The organism is Agreia sp. Leaf244 (assembly GCF_001422695.1).
In the GTDB taxonomy this organism is placed as follows: domain Bacteria; phylum Actinomycetota; class Actinomycetes; order Actinomycetales; family Microbacteriaceae; genus Agreia.
The window spans coordinates 48,170-64,584 of sequence record NZ_LMLX01000003.1; the positions used below are offsets into that span (position 1 = coordinate 48,170).

The following is a 16,415-nucleotide window of genomic DNA, read 5'->3' on the forward strand; positions in this document are numbered from 1 at the left end:
GCCACGGTGGCCGCGAGTTCTCTGACACGCTGTGGACATGACAGACCTTGTGCCTGCCCCCGCTCCCGTGCCCGGCGCCTCCTGGCCGACGACGCCTCGAGCGTTCACCGACACCGCACTGTGTCCGCGCTGCTTCGCCGTTCTGCCCAGCAGCCGCTGCGCAGCGTGCGGCCTCGAGCTCGCCGTGCCACGCGCCGCCCAGCTCATCGCCCTCTCGACTGAGCTCGTCGAAACAGAGCAGCGCCGCCGCGAGCTGATCGATCTCCTGTGGAGCGAGCAGCTGGCCGCCGAGGCAGAGGCGCTCGCCCAGACTCGCGCGGTCGCGCCGCCCGTGCACGCAGTCGTTCCGGATGCCGCTGTCGCGGACGCCGCGGGCGAGACCTACGCTCCGGCGGCCACTCCCCCGTTTCCTCCGTCGTTCCCTTCGTCGCAGACCGCTCGGCCGGCCGTGCCGGCAGCACCCGCCGGGCCACCAGCACCAGCCGCACCTCGGCGCTCCGGCGTTCAGGTCTTCCTCCTCGTCACAGGAATCGTCCTCCTCTCGGTCTTCGCCCTGTTCTTCCTGACCGTCGCCTATCTGTTCGCCACCGTCGAGGTGCGCGTCGTCGTCACGGCCCTCGCCGGACTCGCCGTGTTCGGCGTCGCGTGGCTGCTCGCACGCCGTCGCCTCCCCGCGACGGGCGAGGGCGTCGGGGTGGCGGGCGCCGCGATCCTCATCGGAACCCTCGGCTTCATCCGCGGCGCAGAGGTGTTCGGGTCGGCCGCGGTCTCGCCGACCCTGTTCTGGGGCGGCGGACTTCTGGTTCTCGCGGCTCTCCTCGTCGTGCTCCATCGCCTCACCTCCCTCCGCTTCGCGCGCATGGGGAGCCTGATCCTGATGCCGACGGGCATCGCGCTCGGCGTCATCGGCGCAGTGGCACCGGTAGACACGGGACTGGCGTGGTGGGCGGGGCTGTCGGCGGCGGGCGCGTCCACGCTGCTTATGCGACGCCTCACGGGCCGGGGCGCAGGGGCCGCGCTCGTACGGTCGCTCGCCTTCACCTTCTCGACAGCGGCACTCATCCCCGCCGCCCTGCTGCTCCCCGACGTCCCGGGCATCCCGGCTGCGGCGTATGCGGTCTGCGCTCTCGTCTGGGGCGCCTTCAGCGCTCGACTCCGACGAGAGTCCGACGCCGCCGCAGCGTGGAGCAACACGGCATCGGTGCTCGTGGGCCTGTCGGTCGCGCTCGCTTCGGCCGTCTCCGTACTCCGAGAGTCGTCGACCGGGTTCGCGCTGTGGGCTCCCGGCGTCGCGGCCAGCATCGTGGCGACGGTCTTCGTCGTCCTGGCGCGCAGATCGACGAACGTCGCCGCGAGACGCACCCTCACGTGGGCGCAGGGCTCCGCACTGGTCGTGGCAGCGATAGGCCTGTTCCCGAGTGTGGTCATCGCGTCGGTGCACGTCCTCGGCTCTCTCGTGCCGCAGTACTCCCTGTGGGGCGCGAACCCGGATGACCCGATCGGCGTGGTCTTCGAGGTCGGGGCGTGGGCGGCGGTGCTCGGGCCGGCCATCACCGCCACCCTCGGCGCTGTCGCCATCCGGTTCGGGAATCTGCCGAATGCTGCCCGGGCCATCGTGGGCGGTCTGTCAGCTCTCGCCGTGCTCGCAGCGGCCAGTCATGGCGGCACCGTCTTTTTCGTGCTGTCGGGGTACCTTGTCGTCGCCGGCGCCTGCCTGGCTGTGCTCCTGTTCACTCGCCGACGCAGCGCTCCCGCGACGCAGGTTCCGGCGGCGGTCGCGCTGGCTATGGCGACGCTCGCCCTCGTCGTGCTCTCCCACGCCAGTGCGGTCCTGTGGCTGCCGACGGCTTTCGCAGCATCCCTCCTCGTCGTCGCCACGCGGCACGCAGTCGCGACCGGTGGTCCCGCGCGGCGACTCGTTCGCGCTGCGCTCACCGCACTGGCCATCGCCCTGATTCTCGCCGAGGCGACCCTCCTCGCCCCCTGGCTCTCCGGTATGCCCACGGGCGCCTTCGTCGTCGAGCTCGTCGGCTCGAGCCCGATCGACTTCGTCGGAATCCCCGGCATCCTCTCGTCACTCCTGCTGGTGGCAGCACCGTTCCTTGTGCGCCGCCCCGTCGACGGTCGAGCGACATCGAACACCGCAGATGTGCGGGCCGCCGCCATCGTCGCCCTTGCCGTCGCGACCATCTGCTCGATCGTCGCCTTCGTGACGACCGTGACGAGCGCGACGCCCGCGACGACGCCCCCGGAGCACGTCGCCCGCATCGTGATCCCCCTGATCCTCACGGTCGCCGGCATTATCTGGCAGCGTCGAACCTCTGTGGCGGGCTTCGTTGAGCGCGTGGTCCTCGCATCCCTGGCGCCCCTGGCGATGGCCTCCGCACTCGCGGCCGTCGCATCGCTCATCGAGCCATCGCTCGCGCTGGTGGGCGACTATCTCGGCGGACCGGTCGCAGCCATCCTGTCGGCGACAGCCGGCCTCCTGATCTTCGCCCGAGCGTCGACCGGCCTGCGGGCCGCCGCCCGTATCGCCTGGCAGAGCGCCACCGCACTTGTGATCGTGGTCGCCGTGGCCCGCACGGCGACGAACGTCGGCGAAGCGACCTGGCTCATCCTCCTGCTTCTTGCCGTGGCACCGCTCATCGTCGCGCTCGGCGCGGGACATCCCTTCACCAGCACAGCTCCTCGGCGCCACTTCGTCATTGCGTCGTGCATCCTTGCGGTTGCGGCGCTGTGGCAGTTCCTCGTCTATCGCGGCGTGTCCGACATCGAGCCCTACTCGCTTCCGGTCGCCGGTCTGCTGCTCGGCATCGCCGCGGCCAGTGCCGTGTTCGGGCGCCCCTCAGCGACGCCGGTCGCAGGTCGCTCCACCCTGTTCGCGGTCGGTCTCCTCGTCGCACTCGGGCCCTCGGCAGTGCCCGCGATCATCGGGTCGCCTGCGCGCGGAGCCGTCCTCCTCGCCATCGCCGCCGTTCTCGTGGCGGCGGCGCTCATCGCACCCCGGGTCATCCGCGCGATCCTGGTGCGCGACAGCGTCCTTCTCGTGGCGATCACCATCCTCGTCATGGTCGGTTCGGCGGGCACCGTCCGGGACGCCGTCGACAGCGCCGTCGACAGCGCCGTCATCGTGCCCGAGATCTGGGTCGTTCCCGCCGCGCTCGCACTCGTCACGACATCGATCGTCTGGACGCGACGTCGTGCACTGCCGTTCCGAATCGCCCAGCTCGGTGTGCCTGCCGCGGTCGTTATCGTCGGTCTGGCCGCGCTCGTCTGCCTGGTGTCCCTGCCCGAGGCGTATGCGGCCGTGCGACTCGTGCTCGTGAGCGTCGCACTCGCCGCCGTCAGCGTCGTGGCGGCGGTGCGCAGACGGGTTCCCACCGACCGCGCGACGTGGGCGACCGCGATCTCGATTGTCGTGATCCTCGGTATCGCCGGTCTCGCGACCTCGGCCGCCCGTCCATTCGAGCTATCGACCGCGCCCCTCGCCCTCTCCCTCATCGTGTCCGGCGTCGTGACCCTGCACCGCGACGCGCAGGCGAGGTCGTGGCCGCACCTCGGTATCGGGGTCATCGTGCTTCTGGTGCCGTCGCTGCTGGCCGACCTCGGCAGCACCGACCTCATTCGTGTGATCGCCCTCGGCGTGCTGTCGGTCATCGTCGTCGTGGCTGCCGTCGCGCTGCGGTGGCAGGCACCCCTCGTCGTCGGATCGGTCGTGCTGATCGCGCATGCCCTCGCCCAGTCCTGGCCTTGGATACAGGGGCTCTATTCGGCGGTGCCCTGGTGGATCTGGCTCGGAGTCGGCGGCATCGTGCTGATCGCCGTGGCAGCGCGCTACGAGCACCGCGTGCGCAACCTCAGGTCGTTCGTGGGGTCGATCAGGGCACTGCGCTGAGCTCGTCGACCGCGAGCGCGATCGACTGCTCGCGCGTAACTCAGGATGCGCGCAGCCAGGCGAGAACGGCGAGAACGCGGCGATGGTCGGTTCCCGAGTCGTCGAGCTCGAGCTTGGAGAAGATGCTCGAGACGTGCTTCTCGACCGCGCCTGTCCCCACCACGAGCTGCGCCGCGATCCCCGCGTTCGTGCGCCCCTCGGCCATCAGAGAGATCACGTCGCGCTCCCGCGCGGTGAGCGTCGCCAGAGGGTCGCGTCGCCGTCCCAGCAGGTGCCGCACCACCTGCTCGTCGAGCACCGTTCCTCCGCCGGCGATGCGGGTGACGGCATCCTGCAATTCGTCGAGCGACGCCAGCCTGTCTTTGAGCAGATAGCCGATTCCCCCGTCGCCCGCCGCCAGCAGCTCGACGGCGTAGGTCTCCTCGACGTACTGGCTCAGCAGCAGGATGCCGATGTCGGGATGCCGTCGGCGCAACTCGAGCGCCGCACGCACGCCCTCGTCTCGGAATGTCGGCGGCATCCGCACGTCGAGCACCGCGACGTCGGGTCGCACCGCCGCGATGTCCGACAGCAGGGCGTCGGCGTCCCCGTAGGCGGCGGCCGTCTCGAATCCGGCCTCATCGAAAAGTCGCACGAGCCCCTCGCGGAGCAGAAGCGAGTCCTCGGCGAGAACGAGACGGATCCTGCCGCGCGGCTGCGGCCTCTCGTCCCGATCGCTCACCCCCTCAGGATAGGGGGATGCGGGTCGTGACTATCGTCGGTCCACCCTCGGGTGACGTGATCGAAATCTCTCCGCGCAGCCCACTCACCCGTTCGGCGAGACCTTCCAGGCCGTGGCCCGAGACCATCGTCGCGCCGCCGTGGCCGTCGTCGAGCACGGTGAGCGCAAGAAATCGCTCCCCCGAGTCCGATTCGAGAGTCGACGCCGACACCGTCGCCGCGGTCGCGCCCGCATGCTTGGCGACATTCGCGAGCAGCTCGGCCGCGATGAAATAGGCGCTTCGCTCGATCTCCGGCGCGACGCGCTCCTGCCCCACAGCCAGCCGGATGTCGGTGGGCACGGTGCTCCGTGCGGCCAGCGACTCGAGCGCGGCAGCCAGACCTCTGTCCTGCAGCAGGGGCGGCGCGAAGCCACGCGACAGGTCGCGGAGCTCCTCGAGAGTCTCTCGCGACTGCTCCCTGGCGCCTACGAGCAGGGCTCGTGCGGCGGCGGGGTCGGAGTCGAGGGCGCGCTCAGCACTGGCGAGATCGAACTGCAGGCGCACGAGGCGCTGCTGCGGCCCGTCGTGGATGTCGCGCTCGAGTCTGCGCAGACTGTGATCCTCGGCCGAGACGGCCGCGTCGCGCGATGCGCCCAGGGCCGCCACCTCGCGCTTCAGCTCGTCCGACGAGAAGCGTCCGAGCATGCCGCGGGCTATCACGTCGTGCAGCCGCACCAGGCCATGCGTGACGAAGGGAAGCACGGCGAGCATCGCGAGGCCGAACAGCGCGTAGAGGATCGTCTCATTGCGCTGGAGACCGTCGGGGTCGTTGCCGATCTCGAACCCGGGAATCACGAATTCGATGGCCACCTTGTTCAACCAGAGGTTTCCCGGCTCGTGTGCCGGAAGGAAGCGCGACCAGATGCCGTAGCTGAGGCCGCCGAGCCCACTCACGAGCCAGGTGAACGCGATGCACCAGCTCGCGAGTCCGACGGCGAAGTTCACGATCCCTCCATGGAGCAGGTAGAGCCAGTGATGCGCACTTCCCAGATAGTGGCGGAGCATCCCCATGACGCCCGGCGCGCGTTCGATGTCCCACAGCGGACGAGCGATCCGAGGCATCCCGGCGGCCTCGAGGCGCACCAGCTCGATGGTGCCGAACCACCGTGCCGCGACCAGGGCAGCGACGAGCACAAAGACGCCGCCCACGATGATGACGGTCGAGATGCCGAGGGTGAACAGGGTCACGAGCACGATGAAGGCGACGGTGGCGACAGGAAGGGTGCCGAGAAGGAAGCCCACCTCGCGAGGCACGCGGGACCAACGTCGACGGAAGCGGCCGCGCACCGGCGCCCTGTCGTCGTTGTCGATCATTGTGCCCAGAGTGGCAGAGTCCTGCGCGAGTGTCATGTCGAGTGTCTGCGCTGTCGTGTCTGGCGTCATGTCTGTCGTGTCTGTTGTCATTCCTCAACCCTGACCGTCACGTCGCCTCGGCGACATGCGACCGGCATCCGGATTCGACCGGGGGTTAACCCCCGGTCAGGCCCAAGTTAGCCCAGCCTCAGCTTGCTTGCGGAACAATCTGTGCTGAGTACGGTTGTACGTGTCAGACACGATAGGAGTCACACAATGACCAACACCACCGTCACCGTTCCCACCAGCTCGACGAGCCCCGACGTCGCAGCCGCCACGGCCCAGTTCCTCGCACCGATCGTCGTCGACCTCCAGGCCCTCGCCATCAACGGCAAGCAGGCGCACTGGCACGTTCGCGGCGCGAACTTCATCGGCGTGCACGAGCTTCTCGACAACGTCGTAAGCCACGCGCAGGACTGGGCAGACCTCGCCGCCGAGCGGGTCGTCGCTCTCGGCCTGCCCCTTGATGCGCGTATCGAGACCGTCGCCTCGAAGACCGTCATTCCCACGATGGAGCCCGGCTTCCAGCGTTCCGAGTACATGATCGCCGCGATGGTGGCGCAGATCGACGCCACGCTCGTCGGCATCCGCAAGGCCATCACCGAGCTCAACGACATCGACCTCACCAGCCAGGACGTCGTGCTCGAGATCGCCCGCGGTCTCGAGAAGTCGCGCTGGTTCCTCTCGGCCCACATCGCCGAGTAGAGCCTCTCGCACCACAGCCCTTCGACGGGCCGGCACATCGTGTCAGGTCCGTCGGAGGGCTGTCTCGGTTAAGGGCTGTGTCGGTTAACCGGGCGTCCACCTCGTGGACACCGGCGGGATGCCACCGGAGGGTAGCGTCTGGCGCTATGACGCAGCTCGTGAGCCACTATGCACTGCCGCCCGACCTCGAAGATGTGACGGGTTACACCGTTCTCGACGATGACGACGATGACCCGGTGCTCATCTCCGATGACGGCACGCGCATCGACACCTGGCGCGAGGGCTATCCCTACGCCGAGCGCATGGAGAGAGACGAATACGAACTCTCGAAGCGACTGCTGCAGATCGAACTGCTGAAGCTGCAGAACTGGATCAAGGCCTCCGACCGCCGACTCGTCGTGGTCTTCGAGGGCCGTGACGCTGCCGGCAAGGGTGGAACGATCAAACGCTTCACCGAGCACCTCAATCCGCGGGGAGCGCGAACCGTGGCACTCGAGAAGCCGTCGGAACGCGAGAGCAGCCAGTGGTACTTCCAGCGCTACGTGAAGCACCTCCCCGCAGCTGGCGAGATCGTGCTGTTCGACCGTTCCTGGTACAACCGCGCAGGCGTCGAACGGGTGATGGGCTTCTGCACCCCCGAGCAGTACGACGAGTTCATGCGGCAGACGCCGAGGTTCGAGGAGATGCTCGTCGGCGACGGCATCGACCTGGTGAAATTCTGGTTCTCGGTCTCGTCCGACGAGCAGCGCACCCGGTTCGCGATCCGGCAGGTCGATCCGGTGCGTCAGTGGAAGCTCTCCCCCATGGACATCGCCTCCCTCGACAAATGGGGCGACTACACGGCCGCGAAGGAGGCCATGTTCGCGCACACCGACACGTCGAATGCCCCGTGGACCGTGGTGAAGAGCAACGACAAGAAGCGCGCCCGCCTCGAGGCGATGCGTCACGTGCTGAGCCTGTTCGAGTACGACAACAAGGACCACGAGATCGTCGGCCAGCCCGACGAGAACATCGTCGGATCGGCCGCTCGCATCTACGAGCGCGGGGAGAACGCCGGCATCGTCGCGTAGCCTTGTCGGGTGGAAAAAGATCTGCTCGCCCTGGCGCAGCTCCGGCAGGAGGCCCGCGACGTTCTCGATGCGGGAATCGAGGCCCGCTGCCGTGAGGGCGAAGACCCGTGGGACTTTCTTCCCGACCTGCCGACGGTCGACCAGTGCGTCGTCATCGGCCTGCGCACCGCCCACGTCGAGCAGCGCGACCCCTCCGAGCCCCGGTTGTCGAATTTCGAGATCCTGAGGTCGATCGCGTTCGACTACCCCGAGCTTCGCCGCGCCGCCTGGTCACTCGTCACTCGCCGCTGAGCACCGCGCCCGACGACGGCTCGGCACCCCGTTCCCTGACCCTGTCGAAGGGCGCCCGGCCTAGCTGCGTCGGGCCCCGCTCCCTGAGCCCATCGAAGGGCCCACCGTCCGGTCCAGACCCCGTTCCCTGAGCCTGTCGAAGGGCACCCCTGTCAAGCCACGACTCCTCCTCCACAGCCCATCCCTCACGACACTTATCCACACCCGTTTACCCTGATCAAGTATCGAATGCTCACTACGACCCGATGTCGGTGGTCACTGTTTAACTTGTCCCATGACACCCCCACCCCCACCCCTTTCGGCCGACCCGTACGTGGTCGCGCTCGATGAGGTCGCCGCCCTCGACACGCAGATAGCCCGCCTATCCGCGGTCAGGGCCAGACGCATCACTGAGGCCGCCCGCCAGCTCCATCGGCAAGCACCCGTTGACACGTCCACCGCCGGACCGACATGGTCCACCGCCCGGGTCGAGCGCGTCGAACTTCTCACCGAGCTCGCCCTGCTGACCCGCCGCACCGAGTATCGAACTGCCGCTCGTCGACACGAGCAAAGCTCTCGTCGACCGGCTCCCCGCGACCCTGGCCGCGGTGGCCGCAGGTGCTGTTTCGTGGGAACACGCCGAAGTCATCGCGAAGCACGCCGAGAACCTCGACGGCGACGCCCTCGCCACGTACGACGCCCGCCTGGCGGTGCTCGCGGCGGAGGTGAACCCGAAGCAGCTCGAGAAGAAAGCCCGCCACGAAGTCGAACTCGCCCAACCATTGACCGCGGTCGAACGAGCAGAGAAGGCAGCGGGCACTCGACGTATCTATGTGGATCCGGCAGCGGACGGCATGGCTCAACTCACCCTGCTCGCCCCGGCACCGGAGATCCACGCCATCGCAGACCGCGCCGTCCGATTGGCCGCAGGGTTGAAGCAGTCCGGTGACCCGCGGAGCATGGGACACCTCAAGGTCGATGTCCTCACCGACCTGCTCCTCAACGGAGAAACCTCGATCCCCGGGGCCACCCGCGGTATTCGCGGCAGGGTGCCTGTCATGGTTCCGGCGATGACGCTGTTAGGTGTTGGTGAGGAGGCGGCCATCCTTCGCGGCTACGGTCCCATCGACCCCGCCACCGCCGCCCAGCTCACCGCGGACGCGACGTCGTGGCGGCGCATCCTCACAGACCCCATCACGGGACGCATCCTTGCCACCGACCCGCGGGACTACCGGCCGACCGCGGCGATGATCGACCATGCCCGACTGGTGCACCCGGAATGTGTGTTCCCGGGATGCACGGTCCCGTCGGAGCAGGCAGACATGGACCACACCGAGGACCACGCCTACGGCGGAGGCACGATCCCGGAGAATCTGGCACCACTCAGCCCAGGCCACCACCGGGCGAAACACCACACCAGGTGGCAGTTCATCCAGAACGGAGACGACACCCTCACCGCAACCTCACCTGCAGGCCACATCTACACAGTCCGGCCCGAAGGCAGGATGCGGCCCGCACCACAAGCCCTCATCAAAGCCGCCACACAGAACACGACAGCACCCGAGGAGGACCTCGACGACTGCCCCTTCTAACCCGACCATGGGTCTCGATACGGCCGCAAGCGGCCAACTCGACCAACGCAAAGGAGACGAGAACAGCCGCCCCGTTCCCTGAGCCTGTCGAAGGGCCAAGCCTCGTCGACTAACGCAAGGGAGGCGAGAACAACCGCGGCGTTCCCTGAGCTTGTCGAAGGGCCAAGCTTCGTCGACCAACGCAGAAGGTACAACCGCGTCGTTCCCTGAGCTTGTCGAAGGGCTACCCACTCGTCCGACGAAGGGTCGACGAGAGCGCCTCCGCCCAGCGTCGACAATGCAGCGGGCCCGACACCGAGACTGTGCCGCCCAAGGAGCTGCCGCGACCGACTCGAAGGGCGCCGATCGAGTAGGGGCGCGAGGAACAAGCACCGCGTATCGAGATCGCCGCAGCCCGACGACGCCGCAGCGGGCTCAGGGCAGCGCTCCGAGCTTCGGCGCGCCCGGAATCAGAGCGCGTCGTGCGTGAAGCGGCCGGCGAGCAGCGTGGCGGCCACGGGCATCCGGCGCAGCTCGTCTGTCGTTGCGGCGAGTGGGTCGATGTCGAGCACGGCGATGTCGGCCGGCCCTCCCGGCTCGAGCGAACGGCGGCCGTCTGCCGAGGCGATGAGTGCGTCTTCGACGGAGATGGCCTGCTCCGGGTGCCACGGCGCCCTGTCGTCGCCCGTTCGCGCGACGGCGGCGGCGATGGTGATCCACGGATCGAGCGGCGCGACGGGCGCGTCGGAGCCGAGAGCCAGTTCGGCCCCGGCCGCGAGCAGCGATGCCAATGCGAAGGCCCGCCCTGTGCGCCCTGTCCAGTACTTGTCGGCCACATCGCGGTCATCCATGGCGTGCTCGGGTTGCACGCCGGCGACGACTCCGAGACGGGCGAACCTCTCGAAGTCGGCGTCATCGACGAGCTGGGCGTGCTCGATGCTTCCACTCACGCCGAGCCGCTCGAAGGCGTCGAGCGCGAGCCTGTTCGCGTGATCGCCGATGGCGTGCACGGCCGGAACGAGCCCGGCATGAGTCGCCCGTCTGAGAAGCGGCACGAGCTCGTCATAGGGAATGGTGAGTAGTCCCCGCGAATTGCGCTGCCCCTCGAGGCCGGGATACTCGTCGAAGCAGAAGGCGGTGCGCGTGTTCAGCGACCCGTCGGTGATCACCTTGAACGGGCCGACCTCGAGCAGCCCGTGCGTGCCCGCGACAAGCGCGCCCGTGACCAGGCCCGCGTCGATCGCGCGGTCGAGATGCTGCGGATAGATGCCGAACCGCACCCGCAACTCGGTCGACCCCGAGCGGATGCGACGGGTCCAGTCGTCGACGTTCCACGACATCTCGAGATCGACGACTCCCACGACTCCGCGGGCGGCGGCGGCTTTCGCGGTGTCCCGTACCCAGCCGTCGAGCGTCTGCGTCTCGACGGCGCCGAGGGTGCGGGTGACGGCGAAGCAGTCGTCCTCACGCAGAAGCCCCGTCGGATGATCCGCGCGGCCGTGCTGTGCCAGCGCGGCCGAGTTCAGCCAGCAGCAGTGCAGGTCGGCGCTGACGAGGATCACCGGGCGTGAGCCCGACACGTTATCGAGCAGAGCACGATGCGGAGCATCGGGCCAGAGCCCATCGCGGAAGCCGTAGCCGACCAGCGGGCCGCCATCCGTCTCAGCAGTCGCATCCTCGTGTCGGAGCCGCCCGGCGACGATCGCCACGGCATCAGCCGCCGACTCGGCCGCCGCGAGATCGAGCCGCCGCGACACGAGTGCCCACTGGGTGGCATGGACGTGCTTGTCCCACAGTCCGGGGATCACGAACCGTCCATCGAGATCGACGACGCGCGCGGACTGATCACGCGACAGCTCGCCGACCGGGCCGACGGAATCTATAAGACCGTCCACCACCCGCACGTCGACGCGTGATCCGCCCGGCAGCCTGCCGCCGGCCAGAAGCAGTGAGTCGATCACTTCTCTCCTCGTACTCGTCGCATCTCGGCCGCGAGCGCCTCGCTGGCGTAGGGTCCGTCGCCCTCGAGCTCGGAGATGATGCGATCGACCGTCTCGGCAGGCTTGTTCTGGCTCATCTTGCTCTTGGCCTCGATGCGTGTCGGAACCAGGCGGAATCCCACGGTGCCGGCGCTGATCGCGTCGGCGTATGCCGAGTCCGCGGCGGTTCCTCGCATCAGCCTCGGTGCGTCGACGTGCTGCTCGAAGTGCTCGACGAGCCGATCGAGAACGCGCAGGTTCTCGTCTGCGTCGAGGATCTCGGGAACGCCGGAGAGGTGCGCCGAGGTGAAGTTCCAGGTCGGAACCGCGAGGTCGGCGTCGTACCACGACGGCGAGATGTACCCGTGGGGGCCCTGCACGATCACCATGACCTCGTGAGCGCCGAGCTCGTGGAGCCTCTCGTCGGGGCGGCCCACGTGGCCGACGATGGCGAGCTCGTCACGCGTGTCGTCGAGAAGCACCGCGTAGTGCGATGCGACGAGGCCCTTCGACGTGTGGCTGACCAGGGTGATCCAGGGGTTCTGCTCGATGAGTCGGCGCAGCTCGGCCTCGTCGGTGAGGGTGAAGACGGGTGTTCTTCTCATGTCAGGCCTGGTCCTTCGGGCACCAGTACAGTTTCCTGCCGCCCATGATCTCGACGATGATGTTCGTTCCGCAGACGCGGCACGGCAACCCGTCCCGTTTGTACACCCAGTGCCGATCGTCGCGCTTGGCGAGCGCCTTGAGATAGTCGGCCTTCGAGAGCTTGTCCATCGTCATCATCTGGCCGGTCTCGACACCGATGGTGAGCAGTTTCGTCCAGTCCTTCCACAGCGCGCGAACCGTGTCCTCGGCAACGAGCTTGCCCGGGGTGTGCGGGTTGAGCCTGGCGCGGAACAGAAGCTCGGCCCGGTAGACGTTGCCGATGCCGCTCACGACCGACTGGTCCATGAGCAGTAGACCGATGGGGGTCTGCTTCTTGCGCACGGCCGCCGTGAAGCGTTCCTCGGCTGCGCGCCGGGCCTTCGGCGTGGTCTCGAGAAGCGGATCCGGCCCGGCCTTGGCGATCACGGCGGCGACCTGGGCCGCATCCAGAATCTCGCACGCGGTCGGGCCGCGCAGGTCGGCGACCGCGGTCTCGGTCAGCAGGCGCACCCGTACAGCTCCTACGGGCGCCGGCGGCCATTCGGTGATGTCGTCTCCGAGCTGCTCCTGCTCCGACATGCGCAGGCGGGCACGCCGTGGCGCACCGATGCTCGAGATCGAGTCCTCGCCGTCTTCATCGACGACCGTGCCCCGCTGGTTGGTCTGGCCCATACGCCCGTTCGCCGACACGATGGTGTCATCGCGCGTGATGTCTCCGGCGAAGTCCCACGCACCGTAGATGCCGAGGTGCACGCGCAGCCAGACCTCGCCGTCGAACTCGAGGAACATCTGCTTGCCGACCGCCTTCGCGTCGGTCATGGTGCGCCCGTCGAGAATGGCAGCCCCTTCGGCGAACCGGCCCTGCGGCGACCACGACTCGACGCGGCGACCGACGAAGTTGCGTGTGAACTGCCGGGTGATGCGATGTACGGAGTGTCCTTCGGGCATGGATCAGGCCGGGTCGACGACGTGTCCGGCGATGGCCCCCGTGGCCTCGTACTCCGCGAGCTGCGCGATGCGGCGCACGTGCCGCTCCTCGAACGAGAACGGCTCGGCGACGAAGGCGTCGATCAGGCTCATCGCCTCGTCGACGGTGTGCTGGCGCGCACCGATCGAGATGACGTTCGCGTCGTTGTGCTGTCGGGCGAGCACCGCGGTCGACAGGTTCCACACCAGTGCGGCCCGCACACCGGTCACCTTGTTCGCTGCGATCTGTTCGCCGTTGCCGGAGCCGCCGAAGACGACGCCGAGTGCCTCGACGCCCGCCTGCTGGTCGCGCACCACGGCCTGCGCCGCGTTGATGCAGAACGAGGGATAGTCGTCGATCGGGTCGTAGCTGGTCGGCCCGTGGTCGACCACGTCGTGACCGAGGGATGCGAGATGCTGCTGAATGGTCTGTGAGAAATCGAGTCCGGCATGATCCGTGGCGATATGGATGCGCATGGGATGAGTTTACTGAGGCCGCCCGGTCGCGAAGATAGGCTGGGAGGGTCACGCGCCGCGGGTCACGAGCCCGCGCGCCGCAAACTCACACGAGTACGAAAGAAGTCATCAGTGCCTGGAGAAAACCTCACCCGCATCGAGGCGCAGGAGCGCGCCGGAATCGTCAGCGTCTCGAGCTACGAGGTGGTGCTCGACCTCACGCAGGGCGCCGAGACGTTCCGGTCGACGACGACCGTGCGCTTCTCCGCCACCGCGGGTGCGTCGACGTTCATCGATTCGATCACCCGTTCGGTGCACTCGGTGACCCTGAACGGCCGGTCGCTCGACGTCGCGGCCGTGAATGACGGTGTGCGCATCCAGCTCGACGAGCTCGCCGACGACAACGTGCTCGTCGTCGATGCCGACGCCGAGTACACGAACACCGGAGAGGGACTGCACCGCTTCGTCGACCCCGTCGACGGCGAGGTCTACCTGTACAGCCAGTTCGAGGTGCCCGACTCGCGTCGGATGTTCGCCGTGTTCGAGCAGCCCGACCTCAAGGCGACCTTCTCGTTCACTGTCACCGCTCCCGCCTACTGGCAGATGGTCTCCAATCAGCCGACGCCGGAGCCCGTCGCGATCGACGGCACCGACAACGCCACCTGGACGTTCGAGCCCACCCCTCGCATCTCCTCGTACATCACCGCCCTCATCGCCGGGCCGTACGTGGTCGAGCGCAGCGAGCTCACCTCGAGCGACGGTCGAGTGATCCCGCTCGGTGTCTTCTCGCGCACCTCGCTCTCGCAGTACATGGACGCCGACTACATCTTCGAAAAGACCCGCCAGGGTTTCGAGTTCTACGAGAAGCAGTTCGCCTACCCCTACCCGTTCGACAAGTACGACCAGCTCTTCGTTCCCGAGTTCAACGCGGGCGCCATGGAGAACGCGGGCGCCGTCACGTTCACCGAGACCTACGTCTTCCGTTCGAAGGTCACCGACGCCGTGCGCGAGCGCCGCGTCGTCACCGTGCTGCACGAGCTCGCCCACATGTGGTTCGGCGACCTCGTGACCATGCGCTGGTGGAACGACCTCTGGCTGAACGAGTCGTTCGCCGAGTACATGTCGACCCTCGCCACCGCCGACGCGACGGAGTGGACAGAGGCGTGGGCCACCTTCGCCTCGACCGAGAAGAGTTGGGCCTACAGGCAGGACCAGCTGCCCTCGACGCACCCGATCGTCGCCACCATCAACGACCTCGAAGACGTGCAGGTCAACTTCGACGGCATCACCTACGCCAAGGGCGCGTCGGTGCTGAAGCAGCTCGTGGCCTGGGTGGGCCAGACGGAGTTCATGGCCGGTGTGGCCCGATACTTCGATGCGCACGCGTTCGGCAACACCGAGCTCGTCGACCTGCTGACCGAGCTCGAGACCACGAGCGGCCGCGACCTCGGCGAGTGGTCGAAGCTCTGGCTCGAGACAGCCGGGGTCAACACCCTGCGTCCCGAGATCGCGACAGACGAGAACGGCACGATCACCTCGTTCTCCGTTCTGCAGACGGCGATCGCCGAGTACCCCACCATTCGCCCGCACCGTCTCGCGATCGGCTTCTACTCGTTCGACGGTGACGCACTCGTTCGCACGAAGCGCGTCGAGCTCGACGTCGACGGCGAGCGCACCGAGGTCTCCGAGCTGGTCGGCGAGAAGCGCCCCGACCTCGTGCTGCTCAACGACGACGACCTGGCCTACGCCAAGGTGCGTCTCGACGACGCATCGCTCGCCGTCGCGGCCGAGAGCCTCGCCGCCGTCACGAGCCCGCTCGCCCGCGCCATCCTGTGGGGGTCGGCCTGGGACTCGACCCGCGACGCCGAGACCCGCGGACGCGACTTCGTGCGCCTCGTTCTCGCCAACGTCGCCACCGAGACCGAGAGCACCACACTGCGCACCGCGCTGAACCAGCTCGTGCTCACCAGCACGAACTTCATCGCTCCGGATGCCCGCACCGAGGTCATCGAGGTCGCCGCCGACGAGCTGTGGTCGCTCGCGCAGGCCGCCGACACGGGCAGCGACGCGCAGTTCCAGTTCGTGCGCTTCTTCGCCGCCCTTGCGTCGACCGACGAGCAGCTCGCGACCGTCGCGTCGCTCCGCAACGGGGAGACCGCGCTCGACGGACTCGAGATCGACACCGACCTGCGCTGGGAACTCCTCATCGCCCTCGTCGCCGGTGCGAAGGCCGGCCAGACCGAGATCGATACCGCCCTCGCCGACGACAACACGGCATCCGGAGCCCAGTCGGCCGCACACGCGGCCGCCGCGATCCCGACCGCCGAGGGCAAGAACGCGGCGTGGTCCTCGCTGGTCGACACCGACGAGGCCCCGAACGCCATCGTGCGCGCCACGGCCCTCGGCTTCCAGCGTGCGCACGACACGGCGCTCCTCGAGCCGTTCGTCGGCCGCTACTTCGACTCCCTCGTCACGATCTGGGAGACGCGGAGCTATGGCATCGCCTCATCGCTGATCAACGGGCTCTACCCCGCGGCGCTGGCGAACGTCGAACTCCGCGACGCCACGCGCGCCTGGCTCGACGCGAACTCGGAGCAGCCGCCCGCGCTGCGCCGTCTCGTCGTCGAGAACCTGGCCGGTGTGGATCGCGCGATCGCGGCGCAGGCGCGCGACGCCGACTAGTTTGGAGCGTTCCCTGAGACTGTGCCCTTCGACAGGCTCAGGGAACGGGCAGGGTCAGGGAA

The 16,415-nt window shown here is 68.2% G+C and carries 12 protein-coding genes; 6 read left to right on the forward strand and 6 right to left on the reverse strand.

The window, feature by feature from the left end:
- Nucleotides 1-37 precede the first annotated feature (37 nt).
- Complete coding sequence (locus ASF06_RS10215) at nucleotides 38-3,895, forward strand: SCO7613 C-terminal domain-containing membrane protein (RefSeq protein ID WP_157439156.1); 3,858 nt, start codon at nucleotides 38-40, stop codon at nucleotides 3,893-3,895.
- Nucleotides 3,896-3,935: 40 nt separating this feature from the next.
- Here ASF06_RS10215 and ASF06_RS10220 read toward each other — a convergent pair whose 3' ends face one another.
- Nucleotides 3,936-4,616 carry a response regulator transcription factor gene (locus ASF06_RS10220; RefSeq protein WP_235500973.1) on the reverse strand — a complete coding sequence of 227 codons (681 nt, stop codon included), beginning with the start codon at nucleotides 4,614-4,616 and terminating at the stop codon, nucleotides 3,936-3,938.
- 4 nt (nucleotides 4,617-4,620) lie between these two features.
- A complete protein-coding gene (locus tag ASF06_RS10225) occupies nucleotides 4,621-6,060 on the reverse strand; it encodes a sensor histidine kinase (RefSeq protein WP_235500974.1) in 1,440 nt (479 codons plus the stop codon).
- A gap of 165 nt (nucleotides 6,061-6,225) precedes the next feature.
- On the opposite strand from ASF06_RS10225, the gene ASF06_RS10230 reads away from it, so the two are divergent.
- The 4 genes from ASF06_RS10230 to ASF06_RS10250 all read left to right on the forward strand — a co-directional run bounded on the left by ASF06_RS10230 (nucleotide 6,226) and on the right by ASF06_RS10250 (nucleotide 9,646).
- Nucleotides 6,226-6,714, forward strand: coding sequence for a Dps family protein (locus ASF06_RS10230; RefSeq protein WP_055946551.1), 489 nt, complete (start codon nucleotides 6,226-6,228; stop codon nucleotides 6,712-6,714).
- A 146-nt stretch (nucleotides 6,715-6,860) separates the two neighbouring features.
- Entirely contained in the window at nucleotides 6,861-7,784 is a 924-nt protein-coding gene (gene ppk2, locus ASF06_RS10235) for a polyphosphate kinase 2 (RefSeq protein WP_055946555.1), read from the forward strand.
- A gap of 9 nt (nucleotides 7,785-7,793) precedes the next feature.
- Entirely contained in the window at nucleotides 7,794-8,075 is a 282-nt protein-coding gene (locus tag ASF06_RS10240; protein ID WP_055931750.1) for a hypothetical protein, read from the forward strand.
- A 527-nt stretch (nucleotides 8,076-8,602) separates the two neighbouring features.
- Nucleotides 8,603-9,646 (forward strand): HNH endonuclease signature motif containing protein, encoded by a 1,044-nt coding sequence (locus ASF06_RS10250; RefSeq protein WP_268750642.1) that lies wholly within the window; start codon nucleotides 8,603-8,605, stop codon nucleotides 9,644-9,646.
- Between the two features lie 449 nt (nucleotides 9,647-10,095).
- On the opposite strand, the gene ASF06_RS10255 is transcribed toward ASF06_RS10250, so the two are convergent.
- The 4 genes from ASF06_RS10255 to ASF06_RS10270 are packed head-to-tail and all read right to left on the reverse strand — an operon-like array spanning nucleotide 10,096 to nucleotide 13,692.
- Nucleotides 10,096-11,586, reverse strand: coding sequence for an amidohydrolase (locus ASF06_RS10255; RefSeq protein ID WP_326941558.1), 1,491 nt, complete (start codon nucleotides 11,584-11,586; stop codon nucleotides 10,096-10,098).
- Nucleotides 11,583-12,209 (reverse strand): FMN-binding negative transcriptional regulator, encoded by a 627-nt coding sequence (locus ASF06_RS10260; protein WP_055946564.1) that lies wholly within the window; start codon nucleotides 12,207-12,209, stop codon nucleotides 11,583-11,585. The genes ASF06_RS10255 and ASF06_RS10260 overlap by 4 nt, the downstream gene beginning before the upstream one ends.
- Before the next feature lies 1 nt (nucleotide 12,210).
- Nucleotides 12,211-13,197 carry an Fpg/Nei family DNA glycosylase gene (locus tag ASF06_RS10265; protein WP_055946567.1) on the reverse strand — a complete coding sequence of 329 codons (987 nt, stop codon included), beginning with the start codon at nucleotides 13,195-13,197 and terminating at the stop codon, nucleotides 12,211-12,213.
- A 3-nt stretch (nucleotides 13,198-13,200) separates the two neighbouring features.
- Nucleotides 13,201-13,692 carry a ribose-5-phosphate isomerase gene (locus ASF06_RS10270; RefSeq protein ID WP_055946570.1) on the reverse strand — a complete coding sequence of 164 codons (492 nt, stop codon included), beginning with the start codon at nucleotides 13,690-13,692 and terminating at the stop codon, nucleotides 13,201-13,203.
- Nucleotides 13,693-13,803: 111 nt separating this feature from the next.
- Between ASF06_RS10270 and pepN the strand changes: the two genes are divergently transcribed.
- The gene (pepN, locus tag ASF06_RS10275) at nucleotides 13,804-16,353 is read left to right on the forward strand and encodes an aminopeptidase N (RefSeq protein WP_055946574.1); all 2,550 of its coding nucleotides are present in this window, start codon (nucleotides 13,804-13,806) and stop codon (nucleotides 16,351-16,353) included.
- Nucleotides 16,354-16,415 lie beyond the last annotated feature (62 nt).